Below are 25,748 nucleotides of genomic sequence, written 5' to 3' on the forward strand. Positions count from 1 at the left end.
GCCAACGAGATCCGCCACCTGTTCACCCGACTCGTCAACCACACCCAACACGGCATCCGACACCTGCTCCACTGGTCACGATGGCGACGCCGCCACCAAGCCCGCGCACGCGACAGCCACCACCGCCGTCAGACCGTCCAACTCGCCTGATCACGAACTACGGCTGGAGTACTAGGGCCGAGCACAGCTTGCGCGCAGGGTCGCGGACAGCGGTGAGCCACCGGTTCCCTAGCTCGGAGGCCGTCCATACACGCGCTCCCCAGCTCAGTGCCGGCGAAGCACTGAATGAGTTCTCCCCCTCTACTCGCCTGCGTCCGCTGCGGGCTTGGAACCGATGGTGAACGTGTCGCTGCTTCGACGCGCTAACCTCCTGACCACCAGCACCTAGTGGTTCTGACGCGTTCGGCTAGGAGAACCAAAGTCATGACAGCATTGGCCGGCCCCGGGCGACTTTTTTTGGGTTCTCGACGGGCCTGCGTTGCCGTTGCCGAATGGGTGGACGTGCCGACGGATCCTCTCAGAGCAAGGTGACTTCATCCAGACGAGTACGGTCGAACAAGACATTGCTGGCGCGAGGTCGGCAGACTTTGCCATACAGGTCCGCTACAGCCGTGTACCGCGCCCAGCTGATCACCTCGAGGCCGCTGCGAAGGCCGCTGCGGAGCTGCTACCGGGTCACTCGGATCCTGAGTTGCCAACACCGTCATGGGGTATCGGATTTGTCGCTCCGCATGAAGCACCCCATGAGCCGGAACCCACCGACGAAACGGAACTCCTCGGCGCCGCGACGCTAGCGCATTTCATCATTGCGGTCAGTGCGTCGCCGGATGGCGCGGAGACGTCGGAGGCGTTCGAAGAGGGGCTCGATCTCGTGCATACGACCCATCAAGCGTTGCACGCTACCGAGGGGCTCAGCCTGGTCCTGCCGACGGCGGAGTCGACGCGGATGGGCATCGCCGTTGCACTGGAGATTGTCACGCCTGAGGGTACGCAGCCGGAATGGCCGATCGGTGCCTACATGCTCAGCGAGCAACTCACAGAAGCGCCGCGTGAGCTTTCCACAGATGCGCTCGAAGCGTTGGCGGCGGCCGAACTTGAGGTGGCCATCCGTCGGCCCAAGATGCTGGTGTTTGATCTCCGTCGTGCGGCGGTGGCAGCCTCGCGCCGCACAGGCGACAGCAGGACGGCGGTGGTGATGGCGGCCGCAGCATGCGAAACCATGATTGACCTGACGCTTGCAGCAATCGCATGGGAAGAAGGTTTGACACCGGAGCAGGGTGCCGAAGAGCTAGATCGCTACCGAGCGGTGACTGAGCGCGTCGCCAATCAACTCGCCCGCAAGCTCGGCGGTTCATGGGACGTCAAGAAGGACCTGGCCTACCGCGACTGGCGCAATCTGGTCGCCTCTAGCAGGAACCGCGTCATCCATGGCGGGGACATTCCTCGGCCCCATCTGGCGCATGATGTGTGCGACGCGATGTTCGCCTTCTTCGGATTCCTGCTTGATCGGCTGTGCGCACCAAGGACACGAAATCGCTACCCCATGGCGTGCCTGATTGTGGGCAGCCGGTCGGTGCTTGAGGCGCGCGGAGGTTGGTCGAAAAAGATGCGGGCAGCGGCGACTGAGGCCGACGAACTCGACCTGCAGGGCGTCTTCGGGCGGTGGCACTCGGCTATGGCGGAACTGCGACTCCCCCCAGACCAGCGGCGAACGCCGCGCGAGCCCGGGCGTGTGATGCTCGTGGTCACCCAGTCGGGACGAACCTACTGGGTCGAGCACCACCAGCGATACCGCCTCGCTCGAGCTGCCGAAGTTACAGGCGACGTCTCGCGTCACCTGGAGTCCGCCTCGGAGCATCCTGGTAGCTTCATCACCTTTGACGAGCCTCCGACTTATACCGCCAATGGGCCGTGGCTGCCGGAGTATCGCCTTCTCCCCGGGATTGCATTGATGCGCGATCCCCGCGACTGGTATGAGCCATCCGGCTAACCGAGGGTCGGCAGCACAAGGCCGACGCGATGCGCAGGTGGGCTATGGACAGACCAACACCTACTGGCGCGGGCAGGCCCGACGACGAGGACGCGCCCCAGCACGACGAGACCGATGAACGCGCCCTTGGGACGGAGCCACACGGGTGGGAATTTCAGTGAGCAGGTCTGGGGAGATTCCGATGAGCGCCGTCAGCGTCTCACGCCTGGCATTGCCATTATCGTTGCGGACCACGTCGATGCGGGATGCGTGGTCGAAGGGGACGCCCCGTTGAGCATCGCCATGTCCTTTGCTACAGCCGTCCGGGGAGTGTGGATCAACGCCAAGGACAGATGCTGAGGTCGCCGTGCTTGTGTGGCTTCGGCGGCCGACGCATGCCACATCCCTACCCGGATGATGCCGCACGCGCCGCTGGGGAGCCACATTAACTACCGGATCTGCTGCTGACAGGTAACGGACATGCCGATGAGCTGGCTATGTCCACGCCGCCGTCGACGGGCACATGGGGGCTGTGCACTTCGGCGCCCGATTGACAGCCCAGGCGGCAGTCGCTCAATGCAGCAGCAAAATATGCGGCTGTGACGAGGCGAGAGCATCTTCGCGACACGTGGACCTGTAGCGGCCTGACTCCTAGCCACGCTGGGACCGAGTTGTCTCGAAACGTCAGGGTTTTGGTGGCCGCCGCTCGATCCGCACGCTTCCGCCGATCCAGTCGAGTCCCAAAGGTCGCCAGGTGACCGTCTTCACTCGATGCTTGCGGCGTCGGAACGCGAGGCGGACCGCCGTGAAGGCCCAGGCGCTGCCAGCGACACCAAGGAGCACTAGATACGCGAGCCACGCCCCTGCCTCGCCGGCGTTCGAGAGTCCACGCAACGGTGTGGCGAACCAACCGCTGACCCCGGACTCCGGGAGGCTTCGAACGGCGTCAAGAGTCTGGGTCAACGCCGGCAACGCCAGCACTGCGGTCGCGGCGGTGGCAAGAATCGCTGCGACTAGTCCACGCGTGGACGCCTGTTCGGCCCGTTCCGCGGCCGTCAGGTTCGCTAGTTGATCGATCCGTGCAACGAGGTGGTTGTGCATCCGGTCGACGCCGGCTTCTTTGAGCAGGTCGTTGATGATGTCCTGTGCGCTTCCGTAACTGAGGTCGGACGAGTAGAACTCGCCAAGCCCATGGATGAGCCTTCGCTGTAAGTCTCTGGCGGATTTGGGGTCGCTCTGTGCAGACGGTAGTTCAGCCAGCAGTGTGCGGATCTGCCAGTTCTGGAGGAGGTAGTACTCGACCAGTAGTAACGTCCACAGGTGCGAGTCGAACTGACTGCGGTCCTGCACGTCCTCCCAGCTAATCACTGTGGCACTTGCGGACCCGACCCAGGCCGAGTGGCCTGCCGTGATGGCGGAGTCCTTCGCAATGCCAGGTTGCGAGTTCTTACGGAGTCCGCGGTAGGCAGTGTGTCTGGCCACGATGCCGAGAAGCTCATTGCCGTGGGCGCGCCTCCAGGTGCGTTCGCCGGTGCAACAGGCGGGCGTCAGAAACGTAGACGCGTAGCAGAACCAAGCATCACCCCGCATCTTGAAGCCCACCACCTCTTGGATCGCATCGAGGTATATGTGGAAGATGTCTACGAGGGTGCCGTGCTCATGCTGAAAGCGGCGCCAGCGCGTTCCCTCCGCGGTGTCCTCCAACCACTCGCCCGATAGCCGCATCGGCTCCGGCGCACTCCTTTGGGCGGCCGCGAGGACCGGTTCCGCCATTTCGACCCAGTCGAGCACTACGCCCGAGGCCTGCGTCCTGGGAATGAGCTCATCGGTCTCTATCCCCGGTGGGAGACGACACGGGATGAGTACCTCATAGACGCCGGATCGGTGCGCCAGGAGCAATACATCGGCGTCCTGGCCGGGCTCGTCGGCGACATCTAGGTCTTCAATCGCATATCTGAGTGCCCGAAGCGACAGCCGAACATAGGGCTCGCTTTCTAGGTAAGCTGGCTGGTAGAGGTCCTGCTCTCGAGCATGCTGGATCGCACTGTGCGCCTGCCGTTTGGCGACCGAGAGTTTGATCTCCTGCTGAGTCTGATCCAGTTCATCGGCCAACTCGGTCCGAGTGCGTGCCGCATCAGTGCCGTCATCGCTGGCGACAGGCTCCCCCCGAGCAGCCGGTACGCCTGTGCGTCCTAGGATCCTCTGAATGAACACGCGGAGCCGGATCCAACCAAGAACTGGATGACGCCATAGCATCCCGAGGTTCGGTCCACCTTCCAGCTCACGGCTGAGCGCGGCCAAGCGTTCCAGCTTGGTCAAGTGCTTTGCGAGCTCCCCGTACCTCGGTGACATGCGCACGAGGCCGTCTACAGGCGACGATACGGTCTCGGCGACCTCTGCCTCGAGGAGCCGGTCCGCCACGCGATCGAGGGGCATCGGATGTCCTGAGAACACGAACTGGAAGTACACGATCCCGTCGTCAAAGGACGCTGGATGTCGTCTCAGGCGGTCACATTCGCGACGGAACCGTGTCCGACGCGATGAAGCTGGCTCCGCCGACTTATCCCTCATGCCCCATACATATCAGTCGAGCTCCAACAACTCGCCATCCTCCAATGGTCATCGAGATCGGCAATCGTCGGCGCTGCGGTGGGCGGCGTCATCGGCGTCCTGGGAACAATCCTCAGCCCCTCTTGACGTGGGTCGTGGTGGCCGGACAATCGAGCGGTCCTGGGGAGGGACGAACCGGCAATCAGACACCGCGACCCGGATCGCGCCGAGTATGGTGTGCGAACAAGATGCTCGGTCCATCTCCGCGGGGGGAGGTTCGGCTGGCAGACCGCATGGGCTCGCCCGCCCCGCGCCGAAGGCTGCGCCCGCTGGGAATCTCTCTGGGAATCCAGCCCCGTCCACTGGCGTCAACCAGAGTCGACGGCGAGCGCACTGAAGTGGGCCAGAGTTCCGCCTTGCTAGGCGCGTCAACGCCGTCCGTCCACCTTCTAATCCGACGCTCAGTCGATCCGGTCTGCGCGCGGTCAGGCTGCGACTGACCTCCCTCGGCGAGTCGGGTATGGCGTCCGCCTCCCTTCAGGTCAGGCGTCCTTCCTCGGCGAGTCCACGCCCGTCGGCTGGCCCGGTGCGCTGTCAGACGCGATCGTCGGGTCCGCGGCCGCGTCAGGATCGCTCTCCCCTCCCGCCACCCGTTGGACCAGGCGGTCGTCACCGGTTCTGCGGACACCGTCGCTGCGTTCGTTCGCCGTTACCTGCTCCTCGCTAGCCGCCGCTGCCGTGCTCCCAGCGTCGACCGGGCTGCCGAAAGCTTGCTCCCGCTCGGACATCTCGCGAGCTCCGTCCCTCTTCCATCGCAACATCCGGAAGCCGACCACGCCGGCACCCAGTGCGCCGCCCACCAGCAACAACACCGGCCGCCGCCTGGGCGCTCCGCCACCGACCAGCAGCCAGACCGGATGCCGCTTGGGCGTACCGCTCCGCCGCCCCTTGCTCGTACCGCTCCGCCGCCCCTTGCTCCTACCACTCGGCCGCCCCTTGCTCGTACCGCCACCACGGAGTTTGTTCATCGAGATCACCTGAGGCCTCCCTCGTCGCTAGCCGCATCGGTAACCCGGACCGGGACATCCAAACCCGCAGATCAGCGCAACAACACACATTCGGCCAAGTCGTTGTGGGCTTCCGGCGATCCGACGGCAGGAGCCGCAGGAACCACCAGGCCACGGCGCTCAGCACCGGCGTAAGCCCGCGCCATCGACCTGCCTTCTCGCAGGACCTCGTGCCTCGACGTTGTGCGGGAGCGGCCACGCCCTCGAGTGGTCCCGGCCGCGACTGGCGACAGCCCTAGCTTGCCCGACAGGCTGTCTCCCCCGTCCGGGTTTATCCGCAGACCAACTCCTTGCATGCGGCAAGCTGGTAGACGTCGGTGGACGCTACGCATCTAGCCACGCCGGTCGCGTGATGGACCCCCGAGTAGGGACTTGGCCTCATCTGCCTGGGGCGATGTGTGCGAAGAAGATGTCCGTGGGTCCGTTCCGCGCTTGTGGGGCTGCGAGACCGAAGATGGCGGCGAAGCCGGTCCTGAGTCCTGCCAGGCCTTGGTATTCCCCGAACCTGTTCTGCGCGGCGGGCGCCGCGGTGCGGAGGTCGGTGGGCCCGGCGACGTGGATCTGCTGCCAGGTCGCGCCGCCGTCCTTGGAGGAGGAGAACCACAGGTCGGCTGTTGTCGCTGTGTCGCCGGCTCGGTCGTTGCGCAGGTCGTACCAGATGACCCCGACCGTGCCGTGCTTGTCGACCGCGATCGCGGGCTCGAAGGCGAAGGCGATCACGCCGGGCAGCGTGATCGTGGTCCAGGTGAGGCCGCCGTCGCGCGATTTCACGACTCCGATCCCGCCCGACGTGGGGGACGTGCTGTTCTCGTAAGCGACGTAGACGGCGCCGTCCGGTCCGACGGTCGAGCTGGGGTAGCCCGGTTGCGGGAGGATGTCGCCCGTTTCGGGGTCGTGGAACTCTCCGGTGAGCGGTTTGGAACCGGCCTCGACGGGCGGCAGCCAGGTGCGACCCTGATCGAGTGAGCGCACGGCCTGAATGGATGCACGCTGGGTCTCGAAGTCGCCGCGGGCGAAGATCGCGAGCAGGGTTCCGTTCGGAAGGGCCTGGATTCGCGGGGCCTGGTCGATTGCGAACGGGCCGGCCTGGTCCACGAGGACCGGAGGCGACCACGTGACGCCGCGGTCGCGGGTGCGCGAGAAGGAGACGGTGTTTGTCCACGGCGGGTCGACGTCAAGGCGGAAGTTGGACCAGGTCATGTAGGCATGGCCCGGTCGCGTGGGGCTGCCGGTGATGGCCGGCTGCTCGTTACCCCCGAGCCTGGGGGCAACTGTCGCCGGTGGAGCCCATCGACGGCCGCCGTTGTTGGAATGGCTGGCGACGATCGCGATCGCCGGAGGGGCGGTGGACGTGAGTCCGGCCTGCCCACCGAAGTACGCCGTACTGTCGCCGCCGAAGGAGACCCACGGATCACTCGCGGTATCGGAGGTCCCGCCGGTGCAGCGCGTGAGCCCCGGGATGGTAGTCCGGCGCCACGTCTTGCCGCCGTCGAACGACGAAGCCACGACAGCGTCCCGAGCATTGAAAGCCGGCGAGATGTCCTGCTTCCAGGTGGCGAGGAGGTTGCGCGGGTTCCGCGGGTTGACCGCGATCGCCGGCTCGACCACGAGGCCGGTGATCTTCAGTTCATCGTGGAAGCCACCGGGGCAACCCGCCGCGAACGGACTCGGCCCCGAGACCGTCGTCAGCGTCTTGACCCTGTACGGCGCGGCAGTCGAGGCCGGCGGGCCTGTCGCCGTGGCGGTGGTCGCCGCGATCAGTGAAATGGAGGCAAGCCCGGTGAGGCCGATGGCAAGACGAGATCGCTGGTTCCGGATAGGTCGCTGTGAACTGGTCACGAGGTGATTCCTGTCGCTTCGGCCGGCGCACCGCGCCAGCGGTGGATGGATATCAGGCAGCGGCTCGAATGCCGACGACTTCGCTGCCGAGAGCGGCTGGGCGACCCTCTGGCCTCGGACTTGAGGCGGTTCCCGGCAGATCGCGGCGCGACCGACGGTCCTCGACACCCCAACGCGCACAGGTTCATCCGGGTCCCCCAACCCATCTCCAATCCACCCAGCGTGCGCCCGGCACCACGTCGAGGCAATGCCCGACCAACGTGCACTTGCGCGCCCACCTCGAACCGGCCGAGGGCGGCTGCTGCGTCCTGCTACGGCATCGGGAGAGGCGGGAAGCAACCGCGTCGATGATCAGGCGGCGCGAGACCTTGTGATCGGTCCGGTGAAGGCGTTGTGTCGGAGTTACCTATCGCTCGGGGGTCTCGGACCTCAGGAGGGGCCATGCGGCGTTCACACGCCATGGTCCTGGCTGCGGTTGCGTGCCTATCCCTGACCGGGACCGGTCTCGCCGCCGCACAGCCGGGCGCAGACACGGAGGTCACCGTCGGCAGTCCGTCGACGCCCTTCTCCCAAAACAAGCAGAACGAACCGGGCCTGGCGGTCGACGCGCACCAGCCGTCGCTGCTCGCCTCCGGCGCCAACGACAACATCGACCTGGAGGGCTGCGCCGCGGGCGACCCGACCACCTGCCCGTTCACCCCAGGCGTCGGGGTCTCGGGCGTCACCTTCTCGACGAACGGCGGCCAGAGCTGGGTCCAGCCGACCTACACCGGCTGGTCCGCGCGACACTGCCTCGGCCCGGCGGCCTGCGTACCGAGGGTTGGCCCGATCGGCACACTGCCGAACTACTTCGAGAATGGGATGGTCTCCAACGGTGACCCGGAGCTGGCGTTCGGTCCGCGTCGCGGAGCGAGCGGCACGTTCTCGTGGGCCAACGGTTCGAGGCTGTACTACACCAACATCGCCACCCCGTTCCCGGGCAACCCGGGATTCCCCGGCGCCGGGGCGATCGCGATCTCCTACCTGGACGCCACCGGCCCGGGCAACCGGCTCGCGGACGCGCTCGCCGGGGTGAACTCGGCGTGGTCCGACCCGGTCATCGTCTCGAAGCAGAACACCGCGCTGTTCTCCGACAAGGAACAGGTCTGGGCCGACAACGCGGCCTCCAGCAGATTCTTCGGCAACGTCTACGTCTGCAACGTCGGCTTCCGCGGCGTCGGTGCCGGGGCGCCGGAGCCTGTGCTCTTCGCGGCCTCGAGCGACGCCGGCCAAACCTGGCGCACCAAGCAACTTTCACCGGCAACCAACAACGCGCAGACCGGCGGGCGGCAAGGCTGCGCGATCCGGACCGACAGCGACGGCACCGTGTACGTCGTCTGGGTCGGCACCGACATCCGGACCCGGCAGGGCGTGTTCTTCCAGGCTCGCTCCGAGAACGGCGGTCGGACCTTCGAGCGACCAAGGGCGATCACAGTGGTGACGAACATCGGACAGCTCGACCCGGTCCAGGGCCGATTCACCATCGACGGCGTGGCCGGGGCGAGGACGAACACCTTCCCCAGCATCGACATCGCCAACGGCGCACCGAACGGCGCCGGTGCCACCGATGAGATCGTCGTGACCTGGTCCGACGACTCCGCCGGAACGAACAACGAACAGGCCTACCTGATCCACTCGACCAACGGCGGCACCAGCTACCTCGGCCGCACGGTGGCCAGTCAGGCAGGCGATCGCGCCAACCAGCCGGCCGTCGCGATCTCACCGGACGGTCAGGACATCTACCTGACCTACAACGCGTTCCTCGCGCCGTGGCAGACCACCACGGCGGCACCGCGCCCCATGCTGGGCGTCGTTCGGCACGCGAACTCCTCCACCGGCCCGTTCACGACCCTGCACCGCGGTGCGGTCGGTGACGCCCGGGCCTCCAGCGCCAACGGCCTGACCAGCGAGTTCCTCGGCGACTACAACTACGCGGTCGCCACGGAAGCCTCAGGTGTCGCGGTCTGGAACGACGTACGCGAAGGTGCGGACTGCCCGGCGATCGACGCCTACCGCCAGTCCCTCGTCAGCGGTACGCCGATCGCCGTACCGGCACCCGCAACCGCCTGCCCACCGACATTCGGCAACACCGACATCTGGGGAATCGCAATAGCAGACCCCACAGCCGACTAACCGACGCCGCCGACCTTCCGGGACGGCCCCGCACGGCGACCCGGAAGGTCGGCACCTGCCATCACCGCCGGCCGCTCGTTGCCACCGACGAGCGGACATAGCTCAGTCGACGCCGACCACCGGCGGGTTTTGCACGATCAACAGGTCAGCGTGGGAACAAGAAGCCTCAATCCGAGTCAACTGCAGTCAAGATGGGCCGAACTGGAGTCGACCAGACACGCCCGGAGATGCGTATGTCGGTGGGCTGCGTCGGTTTCCTAAAGGCTGAGTCGGTCACCTCGGCTGCGTCGGCGACCCGAGGTGAGTTGGCCATCGCGGTCTCGGAGCGATGAGTTGCACGAACACCGAACACGGTCGCCCTTCGACAGCTCCCCCGATCGCCGCTCCGAGGATCCCCCGTTCCTCGATCCGACCGGCTACACCGGGTGAGCGTGTGACCGCAGCCCCTCCCACAGCGTCCAGTCTGCGCCCATCACCCTGCACTGTCTGCAGGATTGGTGAGCACGACCAAAGCGACCGTGCCGCGCCCACTGACGCAACTATCAGTCGCACTGACACACTCGCGAGTTGCAGGCCCAGCTCATCTGGCAGCGGACACCACCCGCACGGGGAACAGTCTGGGGAACGAACTGGCGATTACGAGCGATGCTGGAGTCGACGAGACCTGAACTGGAGATGCCCGACCACGCTCAAGTTGCCGCTTGTTGACGGGGTCCGTCGACCTTCTAATCCGTCGGTCAGCGGTGCGATTCGGTCTCCAACGCTCAGCCTTGGGCTCTGCAGACAAAGGTCGGTCCCGCCCTTGCAAGACTGGTGCAGAGGTCGACAAGCTCCAGCCGCACCGCGATCGTCGACGGGCGAGTCCGCGACCAGCTGTCGCCCGCCGATTGAGCGGCTATTCCAGCCCGGCGGTGCTCATCCTCGTGACGGCCGCGGTCCGGCTGGTGACCCCAAGGCGCTCGTATATGTGGTTCAGATGCGTGCGTACGGTTCCCTCGGACAACCGCATCCGTCGGCCGATCTGTGTGTTGGTGTAGCCCTGGGCGACGTATTGCAGGAGTTCGAGCTGTCGTGGGGTCAGTGCCGCGGGTGCCTGGCGGCGGCGCTCGGCGGCGCGGAAGGCGGCAATCAGGTGCGGCCGCAGCAGCATGAGCAGCAGCCGGTCGCGCTCATCGAAGTCCCGGCCTGAGCCGCGCCACAGATACAGCCGCGTTCTGTGGCCGGGTTCGTCGGGTAAGTAGGCCATCAATGCACGCATACGCCCGGAGGCGTAGTCGATGCTCATCGGGCTGGCCCGCCACTGGCGGTCGGAGACAAAGTCGCTCAGCTTTGCCACGTTGACGATGTCGCCGGTGCGGTCGGCGTAGCTACAGGCGTCTGCCGACCGGTACAGCTCCCAGTAGCGCGGGTCCGGAGCCCCGCCGATTTCAACCTCCTGGGTCTCGCCCAGAGCTTGTTCGAGTACGAACGCTTCCAGAGCGGGCCGGGTTCGGGCGAGCTGCAACAAGTCACTGTGGAACAGGTCGCGCAGGCACTCCATCAGCTCCCACGGCAGCATTGGGCCGGGATCGTCCATGTTCAAGGCGAGCAGACCGCGCAGCGCGTCCAGGTCCCGTCCGCTGATGCCGTCGGCCATGAGCGCCTCCGCTTGCGACGCTACGCCGTCGCCGCGTCCCGAGCCATACGCGACACCGCGTATTCCAGCCCGCCGGCCGGCAAACCTAGCGTCGAAAGCGTCCGGACCCGAACCGGACCTTCGTCCAGGAGGCTAGTCATGAACCACGCACGCACAACCATCGCCGTATCCGCACTCGCACTGAGCGCGGCCGCGCTCAGCGCGACCCAAGCGTCGGCACAACCAGGCCCGGAGCCGGGAGCCAGATACACAACAACGCCGGATTGCCACTGGGCCTACCACCCCGTGTGCCACGAGGTCCCCGTGCCCAGGCCCGGAAACGCACCGACGGCCTCTGAGACGGCCATGTATGGCTGGCCGGACGAAGGCTCCGGCTATCCAGGCTCCGAGGCGAAGAGTCCCGACTACAACCACCCGAACTACGACCCGAGGTACGAGGTGCCCCGCGTCGAGGCTGCAACGGTCAGCAGCGCATCGGACGACAACGGAGCCGAGACCATGCAAACAGGCGCATCTGCACTCGGTGGCGCCGGCATCGCGCTCGGTGCAGTTTGGATCTACCGGCGTCGCCAAGCCATGAACGGCTAGGCGCACTCGGATGCCCTGACCGGAGATCCTACAGCTGCCTCCTCGCCTGGGCTGACTCTCGCGCGCCCAGCGCGCTGGGCTAGTCGATCACCTAGGGATGTTGCCGAGCTGCCGGCCGCCCCGGCATCCCGTGACACGGTTCATGACGCGAACTGGAGTCAACTCGTGCTGGCAGAGGCGTCCAGAGGCGTCGGCGGCGGGCGGTACTCCCGACGCCTAAAGATGGCAGAGTTCATGCCATCGCGCAGCCTTTTAATCCGCAGCTTGCGTTCGAGGCCAACAGGCCGACCATCCGCCGTAGCCTATAACTGTGTCGACAGATGTAACGGCAGCTCTAATCGCAGGTTCTGTTTCGTTGGTTGTGGCTGCAGCGACGGTCACGCTCACTGTCGTGACGACGCGAGCAACGCTTCGACGGGAACGTGAGCGTCACCAGGTCGAGCTTCGGCGCAGGATGACCGACCGGTTGTACGACCGGCGCGTGGCCACGTATCCGGCCTTGTTTGCGGCGACCAGCGCGCTGCGGCGGTCGAAGATGGCTAGCGCACCAGATCTGCCGGAGCATTTGCGCGAGGCGATCACCAGGGTTGATCACGCGCATGCCGGCGAACTCGGCCTGCTGCTGTCAGCCCGCGCACATCGTTGCCTTCTAGAACTTAGGCGCGCTGTTAAGTTGGTGAGTGACGCTCCTGCCAACGGTAATGAGTACTCGGAGGCCACGCACCAGATCTGGCTGCGCAAGAACGAGCTTCGCGCGGCACTCCGCGCTGATCTGGGCCTGCTCTTCGACGAGGAGCCCCGAGGCACTGGCAGCAGCACTACGCCAATCAGCGCAGGACATGATTCGTGGCTTCGACGCCTTCGCGCTGGCCGCTAACTCCGCCGCCCGTCCCGTCGGCAGGGGCGACGGTGCGCCTCTTCCCGGCTTCGCCGAGAACCAAACCTTCAACGATCAGGAGAGCCTGGGCACGATGTGCCGTGCTCTTGGCGACGCCGTACCGCGCGGCCAACTCCTTCTCAGAAGGGATCGGGTCGCCAGGCTGCAGGATCCCGCTGCTGATTGCGCCGCGGATATCGGCGGCTATTCGACGGTAAGGCTCGCTGTGCGCCTCCGTCAGCGCTCGAACCTCCGCGGCGGCCACGATCTCACCGCTCTCCGTTCTACTGCCGGGTCGCGGCGGCATACGGACAGGTGCGTTTGCCGCTGCTCGCTGGTCCGCCTCTGCCGACCACGCCGTGTAGACCCTGAGGGTTGTGGTTCCACCACCACCATGGCCGAGACGGCCACCGACTGTCCGAGGGTCGACGCCGCCGGCGATGAGTTCGGTGGCGTTGTAGTGCCGTAAGTGCTTCAAGCCAGTCGCGATACCGAAACGCTGGGCCATGCGGTCGTATCGCTGCGTCATCGTGTCCGGGTTCATCGGCGTGAGGCCGTCCGGCATCGGTGAGTAGACGAAGGCCTTCGGACTAAGGACGATGCCGGCCGCGGCAGCTTCAGCCCGCTTGCGCTCATGTCGCTCGATCAGCATGTGTGCGGTTTCGATGTCGGGCACGATCCGCCGTTGCTGATGGGTCTTGGTGTCCTTGACCCGCCACACGCCATCATCGTCTTTGTAGAGCGCTTGACGGATCTCCACTACGTGCTTGCCAGGCTCTAGGCCAACATGCTCCCAGCGGAGCGCACAGAGCTCGCTGCGCCTGGTGCCGAGGTTGGCCTTGGCCCAGACGAACTCTCCCCAGTCCTGGTCGCGGCTGTAGGCGTAGTTGATGAGCTGAGCTGCCTCGGCGGCAGTTGGTGGGCGCGGGTCCGGGTGCGGCAGTGATGGTCTGTCGGCTTTATCGGCAGGGTTGACAGCTATCCACTTCCACGTAATTCCCCGGTCGAGCGCACCACTAAGGATTGAGTAGATCTCGCGGATAGTCGAGCTTCCAAGACCCTTACAGACATGGGGTTTGCAGGCTCGACGGCAGGCGCGGCACGCGTCGGGATTGGGCGGCGAGCATGGCTCACCTCGGTGCTCGTCGCAGACGTGCCCATCTCGGGTCGTCCTGTGGTCGGTTAGCCCTTTCTGTCCCCCGCAGTGCTTTCTGCACGTCCGCAGTACGGCGCCGAATGAATCGAGGACCTCGACATCCAGCTTGCCGAGGGACAGGGCTCCGATCAGCGGCGCGACGTGGTTGTCGTATTTCGAGCGATATCCCCTCATCGTTTGCACGTCGACGTTGATGACCTCGAAGTACCGCTCGACGAGCTGTGAGACCGTCGCACGGGTCTTGGGGTTGCGTCTCTCGTCGACCTGGTTGAGCAGGCGGGTTCGCGCCTGCTCCGCCTCCCGAGCCTGCTTCGGACCGGGCGATACGACCTCGTCTAGGTAGAGACGTCTCTTCGTAACCGGGTCCTGGCCGGCGTAGACCTTGACGCGTAGAGACCCGGACGGCAGTTTCTCTACTGCTCCACGCTGCCGTCGGCGAGGCGCCGCACCACCGGTCATGACAGGCATCCTACGCTTTTCGCACCATGAGCCGCACCACGCGGACCGTTGAACAGTGGGGGCGAGAAGTGCCGAACACCGCCCTGACCTGCAATGTCTCGTTGTGGGGCGGGTGGGACTCGAACCCACGACCCAGGGATTATGAGTCCCCTGCTCTAACCGGCTGAGCTACCGCCCCCGTGCGCGGAAGGATGCGCTCGCAGATGGTATCGGGTTTGGTGGGGGTGGGGAGAGAGGGCTTGCCGTACTGCGGGGGGCCGGGGCGGGGAAACCAGGGGTGGGTCAGGGGGATGACGGACCGGGTGTGGGCCTGGGGTGGGGGATGATGGGGGTCAGGTCCTACGAAGGGAAAGTCTGATGGGCTGGTTCATTCTGCTCGTGCTCATTGTGGGTGCGGTGGCGGCATACAAGTATCGGGTGCCGTTGATCGCGAAGCTGACCGGGCAGCCGCAGCACCGGATTCAGCGGGCTATCGACAAGCGCAAGGAGAATCGCGGCTGACAGGGCCCCTGGACGGCGAAGAGGCCGGTTCCTGAGTGGAACCGGCCTTCTTGGTTGCTCCCGCGACTGGACTCGAACCAGTAACCTGCCGGTTAACAGCCGGCTGCTCTGCCAATTGAGCTACGCGGGATCGTTCTACTTCCCTGCCCTCGATCCCCGAAGACCTGAGTAGGTTAGCAGGCGGTCGGCGAACTACAAAAACGGGATTCGCCTGCCGGACCGGGGGTCTGGGGTCGCTTCCGGGTCAGATTCCGAACTCGTCGCGGACCGCTGCGAGAGCCGCCTCGGCGCCGTCGACGACACCTGGCTGATCGGGCTCCAATCCCTTGTCCAGAACGAAATTCCAGAAGACCGTGTCGTTCGGGTCGGCCGGGTTGCGGCGGCCGACAACACGGACGCCCTTCTTGCCGGCCAGGGGGACGTGACGCTGGATCAGGACACTCGCGTCGATGCGCTCGCGGAGCAGTTGCCCGAAGCGGCCCGGGTCGTCGACCTTGAGCTCGGTGGCGCGCAGCGGAGTACCGAAGGCGGTGGTCTCGTAGACGTGCAGGACGGACGCCTCGGAGTCCCAGCCGGCGCGTTCGATCTTCTCCCAGCCGACCCGGCGGACGGTACCCTCCGTACCGGTCGGGAGATACACCGCCGCACGACCGCCGGCGACCCACTGGCCGTCGGTGAGCTGTACTGCGGCCAGGATGTCCTCCTTGCCGCCCGGGGAGTGCCTGGAAGCGACCTGGACCGCCTCGGTGAGCTCCCGCGGCCACGACGTACGACGAAGTTTCAGCACAGCGCCATGATCGCAGTCGGGTCCAAGCGTCAGGCGGCGTACTCCCGCAAACCGATGCGGCACCTCCTTCGGAGCTCGCGGAGGGCCTCGGCCTCCAGGGTGCGGACACGGTCAGGATCGAGCCGGAGGATCACCGCGGTCTCCTCGACTGTGGACTCCGCCACACCCCGCAGGCCGAAGCGCAGCCCGAGGATCGCCTGTTTGAGGTCGTCCAGGAACTCGAGCTGATAGTGCAGGTCACGCCGCAGGGCCGCTCGCAGGACGATTGCCTCGTCGTCCACGAGTTGGTCGGTCTCGTCCAGATCGAGGGATTCCGGCCGGACCTTCCAGGCGTGCGCGCGTTCGACCCGGGCGACGGTCAAGGACGCACCGACGGCCAGTTCGGCGGTGGAAGGCTCGCGGCCCAGCCGTTGAGTGAGCTCGCGCTGTACCGCGGTGACGCGGCCGGCGTCGGTGTACGCCTGGGCCGGCATCCGGACCAGCCGCGACCGGTCGGAGATCGCGCGGCCGATGGCTTGACGGATCCACCAGATCGCGTACGTCGAGAACCGGTTTCCCAGCCTGTGGTCGAACCGCTCCACCGCCCGCATCAGCCCCAGATTGCCCTCCTGGATCAGGTCGAGCAGCGAGATCCCCTTCCCGGTGTAGCGCTTGGCCAGTGAGACGACCAGCCGGAGGTTCCCCTCGATCATTCGCTGCCGCGCCGCCTCGCCGAGCAGGACAACCGCCTCCAGGTCCGCGCTGCTCGGAGAGTCCGCGCTGCTCAAAGGGTCCGCGCTACTCGAAGGGTCCGCGATACTCGGACGGTCCGGAGCCTCGAGTAAGCGCTCGGCGGCCAGCAGACCCGCCTCGATCCAGTAAGAAAGCTCGTTGACCTCCTCGACGGTCAGTAGTTCATGACGTCCGATCCCGCGCAGATACGCCACCAGCGCGTTCACATCGGCGGAGTCGCAGTCCAGCTCGGCCATGTCGGTTTCCCCTCTGTCACCAGGGATACTGCCGCGATTCATCCGCTCGGAACGGACGACTTCAGAATCGGTGGACAACCACACCAAGTAACCGCGAAGTAACAGACAGCCTGTGGATGACCGCCAACGGCGACCACCCGATATGCCTTACCCTGCGGGCTTGCGAGCCTCGATCAGGAACCGCTCGGTGGTCGCCACGAACGACCCGTCCGCCTCGATCTGCTCGTGCAACGCGCGCAACTGCTCGCCGTACGCCTCGACTGTGAAGCCCGGCACGATCCAGATCACCTTGCGCAGGAAGTCCACGACGGCCGCGATGTCGAAGAACTCGAGCCGCAGGCTCTCCGGCCGCAATTCCACCACCTCGAGCCCGCCCCCATCGTCACCGTCGGGTGTCGGCTGATGACGAGATCGAAGGACGAAGAGTCGAACGGCAGGTCTTCCCAATCCTCCACTGAGACGACAGACGCGCCATGCGGCGCCAGATTGCGGCGAGCGATCTCCAAATTCGGCGCCGACGACTCGGTCGCGACAAGCCGAGGCGGCGCCACAGGCACCCCGGCGAGCACCTCACCGCCACCGGTCTGCAGATCGAGCGCCGACTCGAGACCCGCCAGCCGCTCGCCCGATCAACCGCTGATATGCCCAGGAGGGCCGCTGCTCAGTCGCGCCCCCCGAACCAGGAGAAGTCCCACCCCTCGGTCGGTACGGAGTTCCCTTCCGCGACCAGATCCTCGAAGCTGCGCATCAAAGCGTCAGATGGCGCCGGAGATGGCTTGTTCGCGGAGTTCGGCGCGGTAGCGCTCGAGCGCGATGAGTTCGCCGAACATGCGGTTGTAGTCGTCGGCCCGGTCGATCGGGTTGGTGCGCTGGAGCTTCGACTTCAGGTCAGCGATGCGGCGCAGGCAGGTGAGCTCCTGCAGCCGAGCAACGTGGGCTCGTGCGTACTGCTCATCAGGCTCACGCCCGAGCCGCAGCGGATCCACCGCAAGGGCGCTCACCACAGCAGCGGCCGGATCGTTGCCCATGGCCTCCCGTACTGCGACCACCCACGTCTCCCCCGGTGCAGCCAGCGCCGGCCCACCCGCCTTCGCCATGGCGGTGCGTACTGCGGCCAGCCAGGGATGCGTGAAGTCCTGGTCGTCCAGTTCGTCGAAGGAAGCACCCACCAGCCGCGGGTGCTGCATGAGGATCTTCAGGACGTCCCACTCGATCACGAACCGCTGGTCCCGCGGCGACGGCAGGTCCACGCGCGGCGGCGGGGGCGCCTCGGTCGTCACCTGGACGGGCCCGCGGTCAGGAGCGGACGGCGCCGGCGCGGGACGAGAAGCAGCGCGGTGTACTTCGGTCCGAACCTGGTCGACCTCCATGCCGAGATGCCCGGCCAGTTCGCGCGTGAAGGCGTCCACCTTCGACCGGTCCCGGATCGAGATCACCAGGCGAGCCGCGTCGCGCAGCGCGTCGATCCGCGTGTCCGCCCGGTCGAGGTCGTACTTCGACAACACGTTGGACAGCACGAACCGGTACAGCGGCACCCGCCGCCCGATCAGTTCGCGGACAGCCGCATCACCCTTCTGCAGCCGCAGGTCGCACGGGTCGAGCCCGTCCGGTTCCACCGCCACGTAGGTCTGCGACGCGAACGCCTGATCGCCCTCGAAGGCCTTCAGAGCAGCCCGCTGACCGGCACTGTCCCCGTCGAAGGTGAAGATCACCTCGCCGCGGAACTGGTCGTGGTCCAGCAGCAACTGCCGGAGCACCCGCGCGTGGTCTTCGCCGAAAGAAGTACCGCACGTCGCGACAGCGGTTTGTACTCCGGCCAGGTGACACGCCATCACGTCGGTGTAGCCCTCGACCACGACGGCCTGGCGGCCCTTGGCGATCTCCCGGCGCGCGAGATCCACGCCGTACAGGACCTTGGACTTCTTGTAGATCGCGGTCTCACCCGTGTTGAGGTACTTCGCCTCGATCTTGTCGTCGTCGAACAGCCGGCGCGCGCCGAAGCCGATCACGTCACCGCCGGCGTCGCGGATCGGCCACATCAGCCGGCCGCGGAAGCGGTCGTACAGCCCGCGCTGACCGTCCGCGGCGAGTCCCGAGGCGACGAGTTCGCTGTTGGAGAAGCCGCGGCCGCGCAGGTGTGCGGTCAGCGCCTCGCCACCGCGTGGGGAGAACCCGACGCCGAACTGCGCCGCCGCGTCCCGGTCGAAGCCGCGCTTGTCCAGGAACTGCCGGCCGAGCATCGCTTCCGGCGCTCCGAAGAGCTGCTCGGCGTAGTACTCCGCGGCGACCTTGTGGGCCTCGACCAGCCGCGGCCGCTGGTTCGGCTGCGACCGCGGCATCGGTGCGCCCGAGTCCTCGTAGCGCAGCTGGATGCCGACCTTCGCGGCCAGCGTCTCGACCGCCTCGTGGAAGCTGATCTGGTCGATCTTCTGGATGAAGTCGATGACGTCGCCGCCCTCTTGGCAGCCGAAGCAGTAGAAGAAGCCCCGGGCCGGCGTGACGTTGAACGACGGCGACTTCTCGTCGTGGAACGGGCACAACCCCTTGAGCGACCCACCGCCGGCGTTCTTCAAGGTCACGTACGAGCCGACCACGTCGTCGATCCGAGCACGCTCGCGCACCAGCGCGATGTCCTCTTCCTTGATCCTGCCTGCCACGCGGTGAGTCTACGGTCCAGCCGCAACGATCGGGACCACTGGCCCTAGACCTCCGACAGCTCCACGGACGAATCGGCCAAACGATCGGGGTCGACCTGCTTCTTGGAGCGGATCAGGTCCTGTACCGCGTCCAGCGAGCCCCAGGTGTTCACGTGCATGCCGGCCAGCACGTGGTTGTCGTCGTCGAGCCAGAACGCCAGGTACGCGCCCGACGCCGGGTCGCCCCGGAGCACCACGTGGTACGACGTGCCGCGCGGTACGTCGCCGGCGTACTCCATGCCCAGGTCGTACTGATCCGTGAAGAAGTATGGGAGCGCGTCCTGGGTCACCTTCTGGCCGAGCATCGACTTGGCGGCGACCTTGCCGCTGTCCTTGGCGTTCTGCCAGTGCTCGACGCGGATCGAGTGGCCGAGCAGCGGGTGATCCCAACGAACCACGTCGCCGGCGGCGTAGACCTCCGGCACGGACGTGCGCAGGTCCGGCCCGGTCAGGATGCCCGAGCCGTCCTCGGGGCTGGCGACCTCGATGCCAGCGGCCTCGGCGAGCTCGGTGTTGGGCTGCACGCCGACTCCGACCACCACCAGGTCTGCCGGGAGCACGTCGCCGGCGGAGGTGCGCACTCCGGTCACGTGGTCCTCACCTTCGAAGCCCTCGACGCCGACACCGAAGCGCAGGTCGACACCGTGTTGACGGTGCAGGTCCGCATACAGCTCCCCGACCTGCTCCCCCATCACCGACGCGAGAGCGGTCGACTGCGGCTCAATCACGGTGACCTCGGAGCCACGCTCGCGCGCAGCCGAGGCCGCCTCCAGGCCGATCCACCCGGCGCCGACGACGACCACCCGCGGCTTCGCGGCGTACGCGTCGGTGAGGGCTTTGGACTCCGTTGCGGTCCGCAGGTAGTTGATGCCGGGCAGGTCCGCTCCCGGTACGTCGAGCTTGCGGACGCGGCTGCCGGTGGCGATCAGGAGCTTGTCGTACTCGACCTCGGAGCCGTCCGCGAGCGTCACCTTGCGGGCGCCCGTGTCGATCGCGGTCACCTTCGAGCCGAGGCGCAGTTCCACGTTGTTGTCGTCGTACCAAGCGCGGTCGTGGAGTTGAGCGACCTCGGGCTGGTCCTTGCCGAGCAGCACGCCCTTGGACAACGGGGGCCGCTCGTACGGCAGCTCGTTCTCCTCCCCGATCAGCACGATCGGTCCGGTCCAGCCCTCGGTCCGCAGCGTCTCCGCCGCGGTCGCGCCCGCCAGGCTCGCTCCGACGATTACCATCCGCTCTGAGTCGCTCATGGCAAGACATTAATCCTTCAAGCGTCTTCGGGCGCGTTCATCCGGAGATGCGGACGGCAGGAGACCCCCTGCGGACGCGGTCCGCGCGGGAATCGGCCCGCGCGTGGTGCGGTCCTGCGAGTGAGCCGGCCCTCTGACCCCGTCAGCGGGTGACGAGTTGGGCGTGCCAGGCCTGGGCTGAGGGGTCGGTCAAAGAGGCGACCTGGTCGATGATCACGCGGAGCCTGGCGTTGTCGTCGGCCGCCTCGGTGAAGTCGGTGGCGAACGGCAGATCCAGGTGACGCGGCGCCGTCTTCCAGAGCGCCTCGACCAGTTCGGTCAGCAGTTCACGTTGGACCGCGCGACGAGCCTGCCGCTCCGGCGAGTTGAGCACGTGGAACATGCCGATGCCCTTGAGCAGCGCGATCTCGGTGCGGATCCCGTCCGGCACGATCAGGTCGGCTTCGTAGCGAATCAGCCGGGACCTGCCGAACTGCGCGTGCGTCGCCTGCTCGGCCGCAGTACAGAACCGGCCGATCAGCTGGCTGGTCAGGTCCTTCAGGCCGCCGAGTGAGCGCCGGCTGTCGTCGAACGCCGCCCTCGGCCAGTACGGCAGCCCGGTCAGCCGCCGCCAGCCCTCGTCGAGCTCCGCATCCGTTGCCTCGGACAAGTAAAACCGCCGCACCGTGTCCCAGTACGGCGCCCGCTCGGCGCGGACCTCGTCGAGATCGATGTGGTGGGCAACGATCCCGTCCTCCACGTCGTGCACGGAGTACGCCACGTCGTCCGCGAAGTCCATCACCTGCGCCTCGAGACACCGCCGGTACTGCGGGCCCGGGCCGGCGTCGGAATCCATCCCGCGGCGCAACCAGTCGAACACCTCGGCGTCGTCGTCGTACACGCCGAACTTGCGCTCCCCGTCACGCCGGAGCCACGGATACTTGGTGGCGGCGTCGAGAGTCGCGCGGCTGAGGTTGAGCCCGACGCTGCGACCGGCCGGGTCGAACGTCTTCGACTCAAGGCGGGTCAGCAGTCGCAAGGTCTGGGCGTTGCCCTCGAAGCCGCCGATCTCCTCGGCCAACTGGTCCAGCGCCCGCTCGCCGTTGTGCCCGAAGGGCGGGTGGCCGAGGTCGTGCGCCAAGCAGGCCGCGTCCACGATGTCGGGGTCGCAGCCCAGGGTGCTCGCCAGTTCGCGGCCGATCTGGGCGACCTCGAGGCTGTGAGTCAGCCGGTTCCGGACGAAGTCGTCGCTGCCGGCCGTGACCACCTGGGTCTTGGCGGCGAGCCGGCGGAGCGCGGCGCTGTGCAGCACGCGGGCACGGTCGCGCGCGAAGGCTGTGCGGCCGGGCCGTTTGACCGGCTCCGCCACCCACCGCTCCGCGTCGTGCTCGTCATACCCCTCATGCTGCTTCCTCATCAGGGCCCACACTAACCACCCCGACCGACACTTTCCCCAACTCCAGTTGGCTTGCGTCCGAAGAACTGCCGAGCCGTCTCCGCGGTTCTTCGGACGCAAGCAGACGGTCAGCCCCAGCCGCCCTGGACCATCGTCTGGAAGTGCCACTCGCCGTCGACCTTGAGCAGCAGGTCGCCGTACCGGATCGGCTGGGTGTGGCCGCCGTACGTCATCGTGCCGTCGGTGATCACGAAGACCAGGCTGTCGGACAGGAAGTGCGGCGTCCGGGTCGTCTCCATCGTCACGTCACCGCCGCCGCCCATCACCTCGGCCATCTGGGCCACGAAGCCGAGCCGGTCGAACTGCTCCGCCTTCGCGTGCCCCTTGCCGTCGTCGGTCACCTCGTTCAGAGGGAAGACCGCCTGATCGGCCATCCCCTCGTAGTCCTGCGCCGCCGCCAGCCCGTCGTACCGCTCGAACCAGGCCTGGACGCCGGCTAGATCCGCCGCGTCCGGCACGAACCCGGACGTGCTGGGCATGCTCTGCGTCTCGCTCAAACGAACTCCTCCACACGGTCGAGAACCAAACTTCGTACAGTGTACCCAGTTACATCAGCCGTTCAAACCCCCGGACCTCAAAGCGAGCCCGCAGGACAGGATCAGGCGGTGCAGTAGCGGAGCCAGACGACGCCGCCTTCGAAGGTCTCGCTGTTGGCGAGCCGCAGGTCCAGGCGATCGCCGAACGACCCATGCCACCGGGGAGCCGAGCCGACCACGACCGGATGCACGAGCAGGCTGACCTCGTCGATCAACCCCAACTCCAGCAGTACTCCGACCAGCGCGCCGCCGCTGTCGACGCGGACGACCTGAGCGCCCCTCCGGCCGAGCAACTCGAGGGCCTCGGTGAGGTCGACCCGGTCGTAGCCGGTGACGAGCTCCTGGATCGTGCTGTCCGGTTCCCGCGCCGGGGTCTGGTCGGCGTACAGCGCGATCACGTCCGACCAGTGGCCGAGCTCCCGCAGGATCTCCAGCGAGCGGACGCGGTGGCGGCTGTCCACCACCGCGAGCACTGGGCCGGCGGCGCGTGGACCCGGCCGCTCGGCGGCTCGGACCGCGCTCTCCTGGGCCAGGATCGTGTCCGCGCCGACCAGCGTCACGTCCTCCTGCCACAGCGTCGCCATCGCGTAGAAGCGCGCTTGATCGGCCTCGAACCCCGTTGTCGCACCGTCGATCGAGACCGCCAGATGAGCCACCACATGAGGCCGCATGTCCCTGAACCTAGAGATCGCCACCGACAGAAGACTTCCAGAGGACCCTTTGCAGAGAACTCTTGGCAAGTTACCGTGAGAGCCATGGACCGACCGATGCGCCGGATCGACGCGCGCAGCCTCCGCGGACTCGCACATCCCCTACGCATGCAGATCCTCGAGTTGCTGGAGCTCGACGGACCGGCGACCTCGACTGGCCTCTCGGCGCGGCTCGGCGAGAGCACGGGCACGATCAGCTGGCACCTGCGGCTGCTCGCGGAGCACGGTTACATCGAGGAAGAGGTCGACCGCGGGACCAAACGCGAACGCTGGTGGCAGGTGCCGCAGAGGCAGACCGTGCTGAACCCGGCCGACTTCCGCGACGACCCCGAGACCAGTGGGGCACTCAAGGTCTACCTGCGGCACTTGGTGGAGCAGTACTTCGAGCGCGTGCGGCGGTATGTCGCCGAGGACTGGCCCGGCGAGTGGCAGCACGCGGCGGCACTCTCCGACTGGCGAGACCTCAAGCTCACTCCGGAGCAACTGATCGCACTTAACGACGACCTCACAGCGGTAATCGACCGCCACACCGAGGAGAACAGGACAGCCCTAGCAGAGGAAGGCACCGGGGACGAGAGGGCTATGCCTGTCGTCGTGCAGCTGCAGTCATTCCCGCGGCGGCCGGCATGAGCCTGCTGGTCCGCCATCGCGACTTCCGGTTGCTCTGGACGGGCGAGACTGTCAGCAGGTTCGGCAGTGCGGTGTCAACCGTCGCGCTCCCACTGATCGCCGTATCGGTGCTACAGGCAACCACCTTCGAGGTCGGACTGCTGAGCGCCGCCGCTTGGCTGCCGTGGCTTGTCATCGGCCTGCCGGTCGGCGCCTGGGTCGACCGCCTCCCCCGCCGCCCGCTCATCCAGGTCGCCTCGGCCGCCTCCCTGCTCCTCTTCGCCACCGTTCCCCTCGCAGCAGGAGCGGACCTGCTCACAGTCCAACTATTGCTGGCGATCTCGGTCCTGACAGGCGTCGCGGCCGTGCTCTTCCAGACCGCCTACACCGCCTACCTCCCGACTCTCCTCGAGCCACAGGACCAGGCCGAAGGCAATGCGAAGCTCCACGGCAGCGCCTCCGCGGCACAGATCGCCGGAGTCGGCTGCGGCGGCCTGATTGTCCAGCTGACCGGAGCCGTCAACGGCATACTCGTCGACGCCTCAACCTTCCTCATCGCCTTGCTCTGCCTGACCCTGATCCGCCACCGCGAGCCACCTATCCACAAGGCGGACCACCCAGCCCTGGCCAAGGAGGTCCTCGCCGGGCTTCGGCTGGTCGCCGGTGACGTCTGGCTCCGCACCCTGACGATCTTCGGCGGCGTCTCGAACCTCGCGCTGATGGGCTACCAGTCGATCATCGTGGTCTTCCTGGTCCGCGAGGTCGGCGTCTCGGCAGGTGTGGTCGGCGCGATGATCGCCGTCGCCAGCAGCGGTGGAGTCGCCGGCGCCTTCGCAGCCCGCCGCATCGCCGCCAGAGTCGGTACTGCGCGCGCCACCCTCCTGTTCGAGCTGATCCTCCCGACCGCGGCCCTCCTGATTCCCCTGACCAGCAAGGGCGCAGGACTCACCCTCTACATGGTCGGCGGATTCTGCGTTGGTGTCGGAGTGGTCGGCGGCAACACGATCAAGGCGACCTTCCACCAGTCCTACTGCCCACCCGAACTCCGTGGCCGCCTCGCAGCGAGCGCGTCGTTCCTCAACTTCGGCACGATCCCCCTCGGCGCCGTCCTCGGCGGCACCCTCGGCGAAGTACTGGGCCTGCGTACGGCGCTGTGGATCACCACCGCTGGTGTCCCCCTGGCCGGCCTGATCCTGCTTTTCTCCCCGATCAGGGGAGCGCGGGATCTACCCGATCACCACGGCAGCGCAGTACCGGCGGTGGCTGCGGCTTCGAGTCGGGCACGGATGGACTGACGCGCCTGGGCATAGACCCGGCCGTCGCCGTCCCGTAGTAGCGATGCCATGTTCGCGGAGTCGTAAAAGGCGTTGAGCTCGAAGGCCAGCTGCACCGGATCGGCTGCGAGCTCGCCGCGATCGACCGCTTCGGTAATTGTCTGCTCGACGAGCTGGATCCACTCGCGGTTCACCTCGGCCAGGAAGTCGTGCACCGGGCCGCGGCGGGCGCCGTACTCGTGGGAGGCCTTGGCGAAGAAGCAGCCGCCCGGGAAGACGCGGCGCTTCGAGTACTCGAGCCAGCTCTCGCTCAACGCCCAGACCCGGCCGAGGCCGGGCTCGACCGCGAAGGCGGGCTCGACGACGGAGGTCGCGTAGATCCGCCGGGCCGCGCGGATCGTCGCCAGCTGCAACTCCTCCTTGGAGCCGAAGTGCGCGAACAGGCCGCTCTTGCTGATCTCCAGCTCCTTGGCCAGCCGGCCGATCGACAACCCTTCGAGGCCGTCCACCGAGGCGATGTCGACCGCCTTGCGCAGTACGGCCCGCCGGGTCTGGTCGCCTCGCACCAGCCGTCCGTCGACACGCGTCTCCACCGCCACCTCCTGTTCGGGCGATCTTAGTTCGGTTGACGGGAGCACAGACACAAACTAATAATACGATCGTTCGTATAGT

21 protein-coding genes and 2 tRNA genes are annotated in these 25,748 nt (G+C 66.8%); 6 read left to right on the top strand and 17 right to left on the bottom strand.

Features of this window, described 5'->3' with window-relative positions; genetic code table 11:
- Positions 1-691 precede the first annotated feature (691 nt).
- Complete coding sequence (locus ACFPJ1_RS26225; RefSeq protein WP_380107854.1) at positions 692-1,990, top strand: hypothetical protein; 1,299 nt, start codon at positions 692-694, stop codon at positions 1,988-1,990.
- Positions 1,991-2,653: 663 nt separating this feature from the next.
- On the opposite strand, the gene ACFPJ1_RS26230 is transcribed toward ACFPJ1_RS26225, so the two are convergent.
- The 3 genes from ACFPJ1_RS26230 to ACFPJ1_RS26240 form a co-directional block, all read right to left on the bottom strand.
- Positions 2,654-4,438 carry a hypothetical protein gene (locus tag ACFPJ1_RS26230; RefSeq protein ID WP_380107856.1) on the bottom strand — a complete coding sequence of 595 codons (1,785 nt, stop codon included), beginning with the start codon at positions 4,436-4,438 and terminating at the stop codon, positions 2,654-2,656.
- A 623-nt stretch (positions 4,439-5,061) separates the two neighbouring features.
- The gene (locus ACFPJ1_RS26235; protein WP_380107857.1) at positions 5,062-5,547 is read right to left on the bottom strand and encodes a hypothetical protein; all 486 of its coding nucleotides are present in this window, start codon (positions 5,545-5,547) and stop codon (positions 5,062-5,064) included.
- A 417-nt stretch (positions 5,548-5,964) separates the two neighbouring features.
- Entirely contained in the window at positions 5,965-7,425 is a 1,461-nt protein-coding gene (locus ACFPJ1_RS26240; protein ID WP_380107858.1) for a sialidase family protein, read from the bottom strand.
- Between the two features lie 441 nt (positions 7,426-7,866).
- On the opposite strand from ACFPJ1_RS26240, the gene ACFPJ1_RS26245 reads away from it, so the two are divergent.
- The gene (locus ACFPJ1_RS26245; protein ID WP_380107860.1) at positions 7,867-9,597 is read left to right on the top strand and encodes a sialidase family protein; all 1,731 of its coding nucleotides are present in this window, start codon (positions 7,867-7,869) and stop codon (positions 9,595-9,597) included.
- Positions 9,598-10,492: 895 nt separating this feature from the next.
- On the opposite strand, the gene ACFPJ1_RS26250 is transcribed toward ACFPJ1_RS26245, so the two are convergent.
- Entirely contained in the window at positions 10,493-11,233 is a 741-nt protein-coding gene (locus ACFPJ1_RS26250; protein ID WP_380107862.1) for a helix-turn-helix transcriptional regulator, read from the bottom strand.
- Positions 11,234-11,578: 345 nt separating this feature from the next.
- Between ACFPJ1_RS26250 and ACFPJ1_RS26255 the strand changes: the two genes are divergently transcribed.
- Positions 11,579-11,821: a hypothetical protein gene (locus ACFPJ1_RS26255; protein WP_380107863.1), complete on the top strand. Its 243-nt coding sequence runs from the start codon at positions 11,579-11,581 to the stop codon at positions 11,819-11,821.
- Between the two features lie 827 nt (positions 11,822-12,648).
- Here the strand turns inward: ACFPJ1_RS26255 and ACFPJ1_RS26260 are convergent.
- Positions 12,649-14,313: a GntR family transcriptional regulator gene (locus tag ACFPJ1_RS26260; protein ID WP_380107864.1), complete on the bottom strand. Its 1,665-nt coding sequence runs from the start codon at positions 14,311-14,313 to the stop codon at positions 12,649-12,651.
- A gap of 104 nt (positions 14,314-14,417) precedes the next feature.
- Positions 14,418-14,491: transfer RNA gene (locus ACFPJ1_RS26265), tRNA-Ile, on the bottom strand.
- A gap of 179 nt (positions 14,492-14,670) precedes the next feature.
- Between ACFPJ1_RS26265 and ACFPJ1_RS26270 the strand changes: the two genes are divergently transcribed.
- On the top strand, positions 14,671-14,814 hold the full coding sequence (locus ACFPJ1_RS26270) for a hypothetical protein (RefSeq protein WP_199234819.1): 144 nt from the start codon (positions 14,671-14,673) through the stop codon (positions 14,812-14,814).
- A 57-nt stretch (positions 14,815-14,871) separates the two neighbouring features.
- On the opposite strand, the gene ACFPJ1_RS26275 is transcribed toward ACFPJ1_RS26270, so the two are convergent.
- The 10 genes from ACFPJ1_RS26275 to ACFPJ1_RS26320 form a co-directional block, all read right to left on the bottom strand.
- Positions 14,872-14,944: transfer RNA gene (locus tag ACFPJ1_RS26275), tRNA-Asn, on the bottom strand.
- A gap of 114 nt (positions 14,945-15,058) precedes the next feature.
- A complete protein-coding gene (locus ACFPJ1_RS26280; protein WP_380107866.1) occupies positions 15,059-15,601 on the bottom strand; it encodes a hypothetical protein in 543 nt (180 codons plus the stop codon).
- Between the two features lie 29 nt (positions 15,602-15,630).
- The gene (locus ACFPJ1_RS26285; protein ID WP_380107867.1) at positions 15,631-16,569 is read right to left on the bottom strand and encodes a sigma-70 family RNA polymerase sigma factor; all 939 of its coding nucleotides are present in this window, start codon (positions 16,567-16,569) and stop codon (positions 15,631-15,633) included.
- Between the two features lie 147 nt (positions 16,570-16,716).
- Positions 16,717-16,929, bottom strand: coding sequence for a hypothetical protein (locus ACFPJ1_RS26290; protein WP_380108159.1), 213 nt, complete (start codon positions 16,927-16,929; stop codon positions 16,717-16,719).
- Positions 16,854-17,138, bottom strand: coding sequence for a class I SAM-dependent methyltransferase (locus ACFPJ1_RS26295; RefSeq protein WP_380107870.1), 285 nt, complete (start codon positions 17,136-17,138; stop codon positions 16,854-16,856). The genes ACFPJ1_RS26290 and ACFPJ1_RS26295 overlap by 76 nt, the downstream gene beginning before the upstream one ends.
- Positions 17,139-17,324: 186 nt before the next feature.
- On the bottom strand, positions 17,325-19,226 hold the full coding sequence (dnaG, locus tag ACFPJ1_RS26300; protein WP_380107873.1) for a DNA primase: 1,902 nt from the start codon (positions 19,224-19,226) through the stop codon (positions 17,325-17,327).
- Between the two features lie 44 nt (positions 19,227-19,270).
- Positions 19,271-20,512: an NAD(P)/FAD-dependent oxidoreductase gene (locus ACFPJ1_RS26305; protein WP_380107875.1), complete on the bottom strand. Its 1,242-nt coding sequence runs from the start codon at positions 20,510-20,512 to the stop codon at positions 19,271-19,273.
- A gap of 142 nt (positions 20,513-20,654) precedes the next feature.
- Entirely contained in the window at positions 20,655-21,908 is a 1,254-nt protein-coding gene (locus ACFPJ1_RS26310; protein WP_380107877.1) for a deoxyguanosinetriphosphate triphosphohydrolase, read from the bottom strand.
- 107 nt (positions 21,909-22,015) lie between these two features.
- Positions 22,016-22,444 carry a nuclear transport factor 2 family protein gene (locus ACFPJ1_RS26315; protein WP_380107879.1) on the bottom strand — a complete coding sequence of 143 codons (429 nt, stop codon included), beginning with the start codon at positions 22,442-22,444 and terminating at the stop codon, positions 22,016-22,018.
- 101 nt (positions 22,445-22,545) lie between these two features.
- Complete coding sequence (locus ACFPJ1_RS26320) at positions 22,546-23,154, bottom strand: dihydrofolate reductase family protein (RefSeq protein ID WP_380107880.1); 609 nt, start codon at positions 23,152-23,154, stop codon at positions 22,546-22,548.
- A gap of 84 nt (positions 23,155-23,238) precedes the next feature.
- On the opposite strand from ACFPJ1_RS26320, the gene ACFPJ1_RS26325 reads away from it, so the two are divergent.
- Positions 23,239-23,823: a helix-turn-helix domain-containing protein gene (locus tag ACFPJ1_RS26325; RefSeq protein ID WP_380107881.1), complete on the top strand. Its 585-nt coding sequence runs from the start codon at positions 23,239-23,241 to the stop codon at positions 23,821-23,823.
- Positions 23,820-25,097: an MFS transporter gene (locus ACFPJ1_RS26330; RefSeq protein ID WP_380107882.1), complete on the top strand. Its 1,278-nt coding sequence runs from the start codon at positions 23,820-23,822 to the stop codon at positions 25,095-25,097. The genes ACFPJ1_RS26325 and ACFPJ1_RS26330 overlap by 4 nt, the downstream gene beginning before the upstream one ends.
- Here the strand turns inward: ACFPJ1_RS26330 and ACFPJ1_RS26335 are convergent.
- A complete protein-coding gene (locus tag ACFPJ1_RS26335) occupies positions 25,037-25,669 on the bottom strand; it encodes a TetR/AcrR family transcriptional regulator (protein ID WP_132296810.1) in 633 nt (210 codons plus the stop codon). The two genes, ACFPJ1_RS26330 and ACFPJ1_RS26335, sit on opposite strands and share 61 nt — an antisense overlap.
- Positions 25,670-25,748 lie beyond the last annotated feature (79 nt).

This window comes from Kribbella qitaiheensis (genome assembly GCF_042657745.1).
In the GTDB taxonomy this organism is placed as follows: Bacteria; Actinomycetota; Actinomycetes; order Propionibacteriales; family Kribbellaceae; genus Kribbella; species Kribbella qitaiheensis.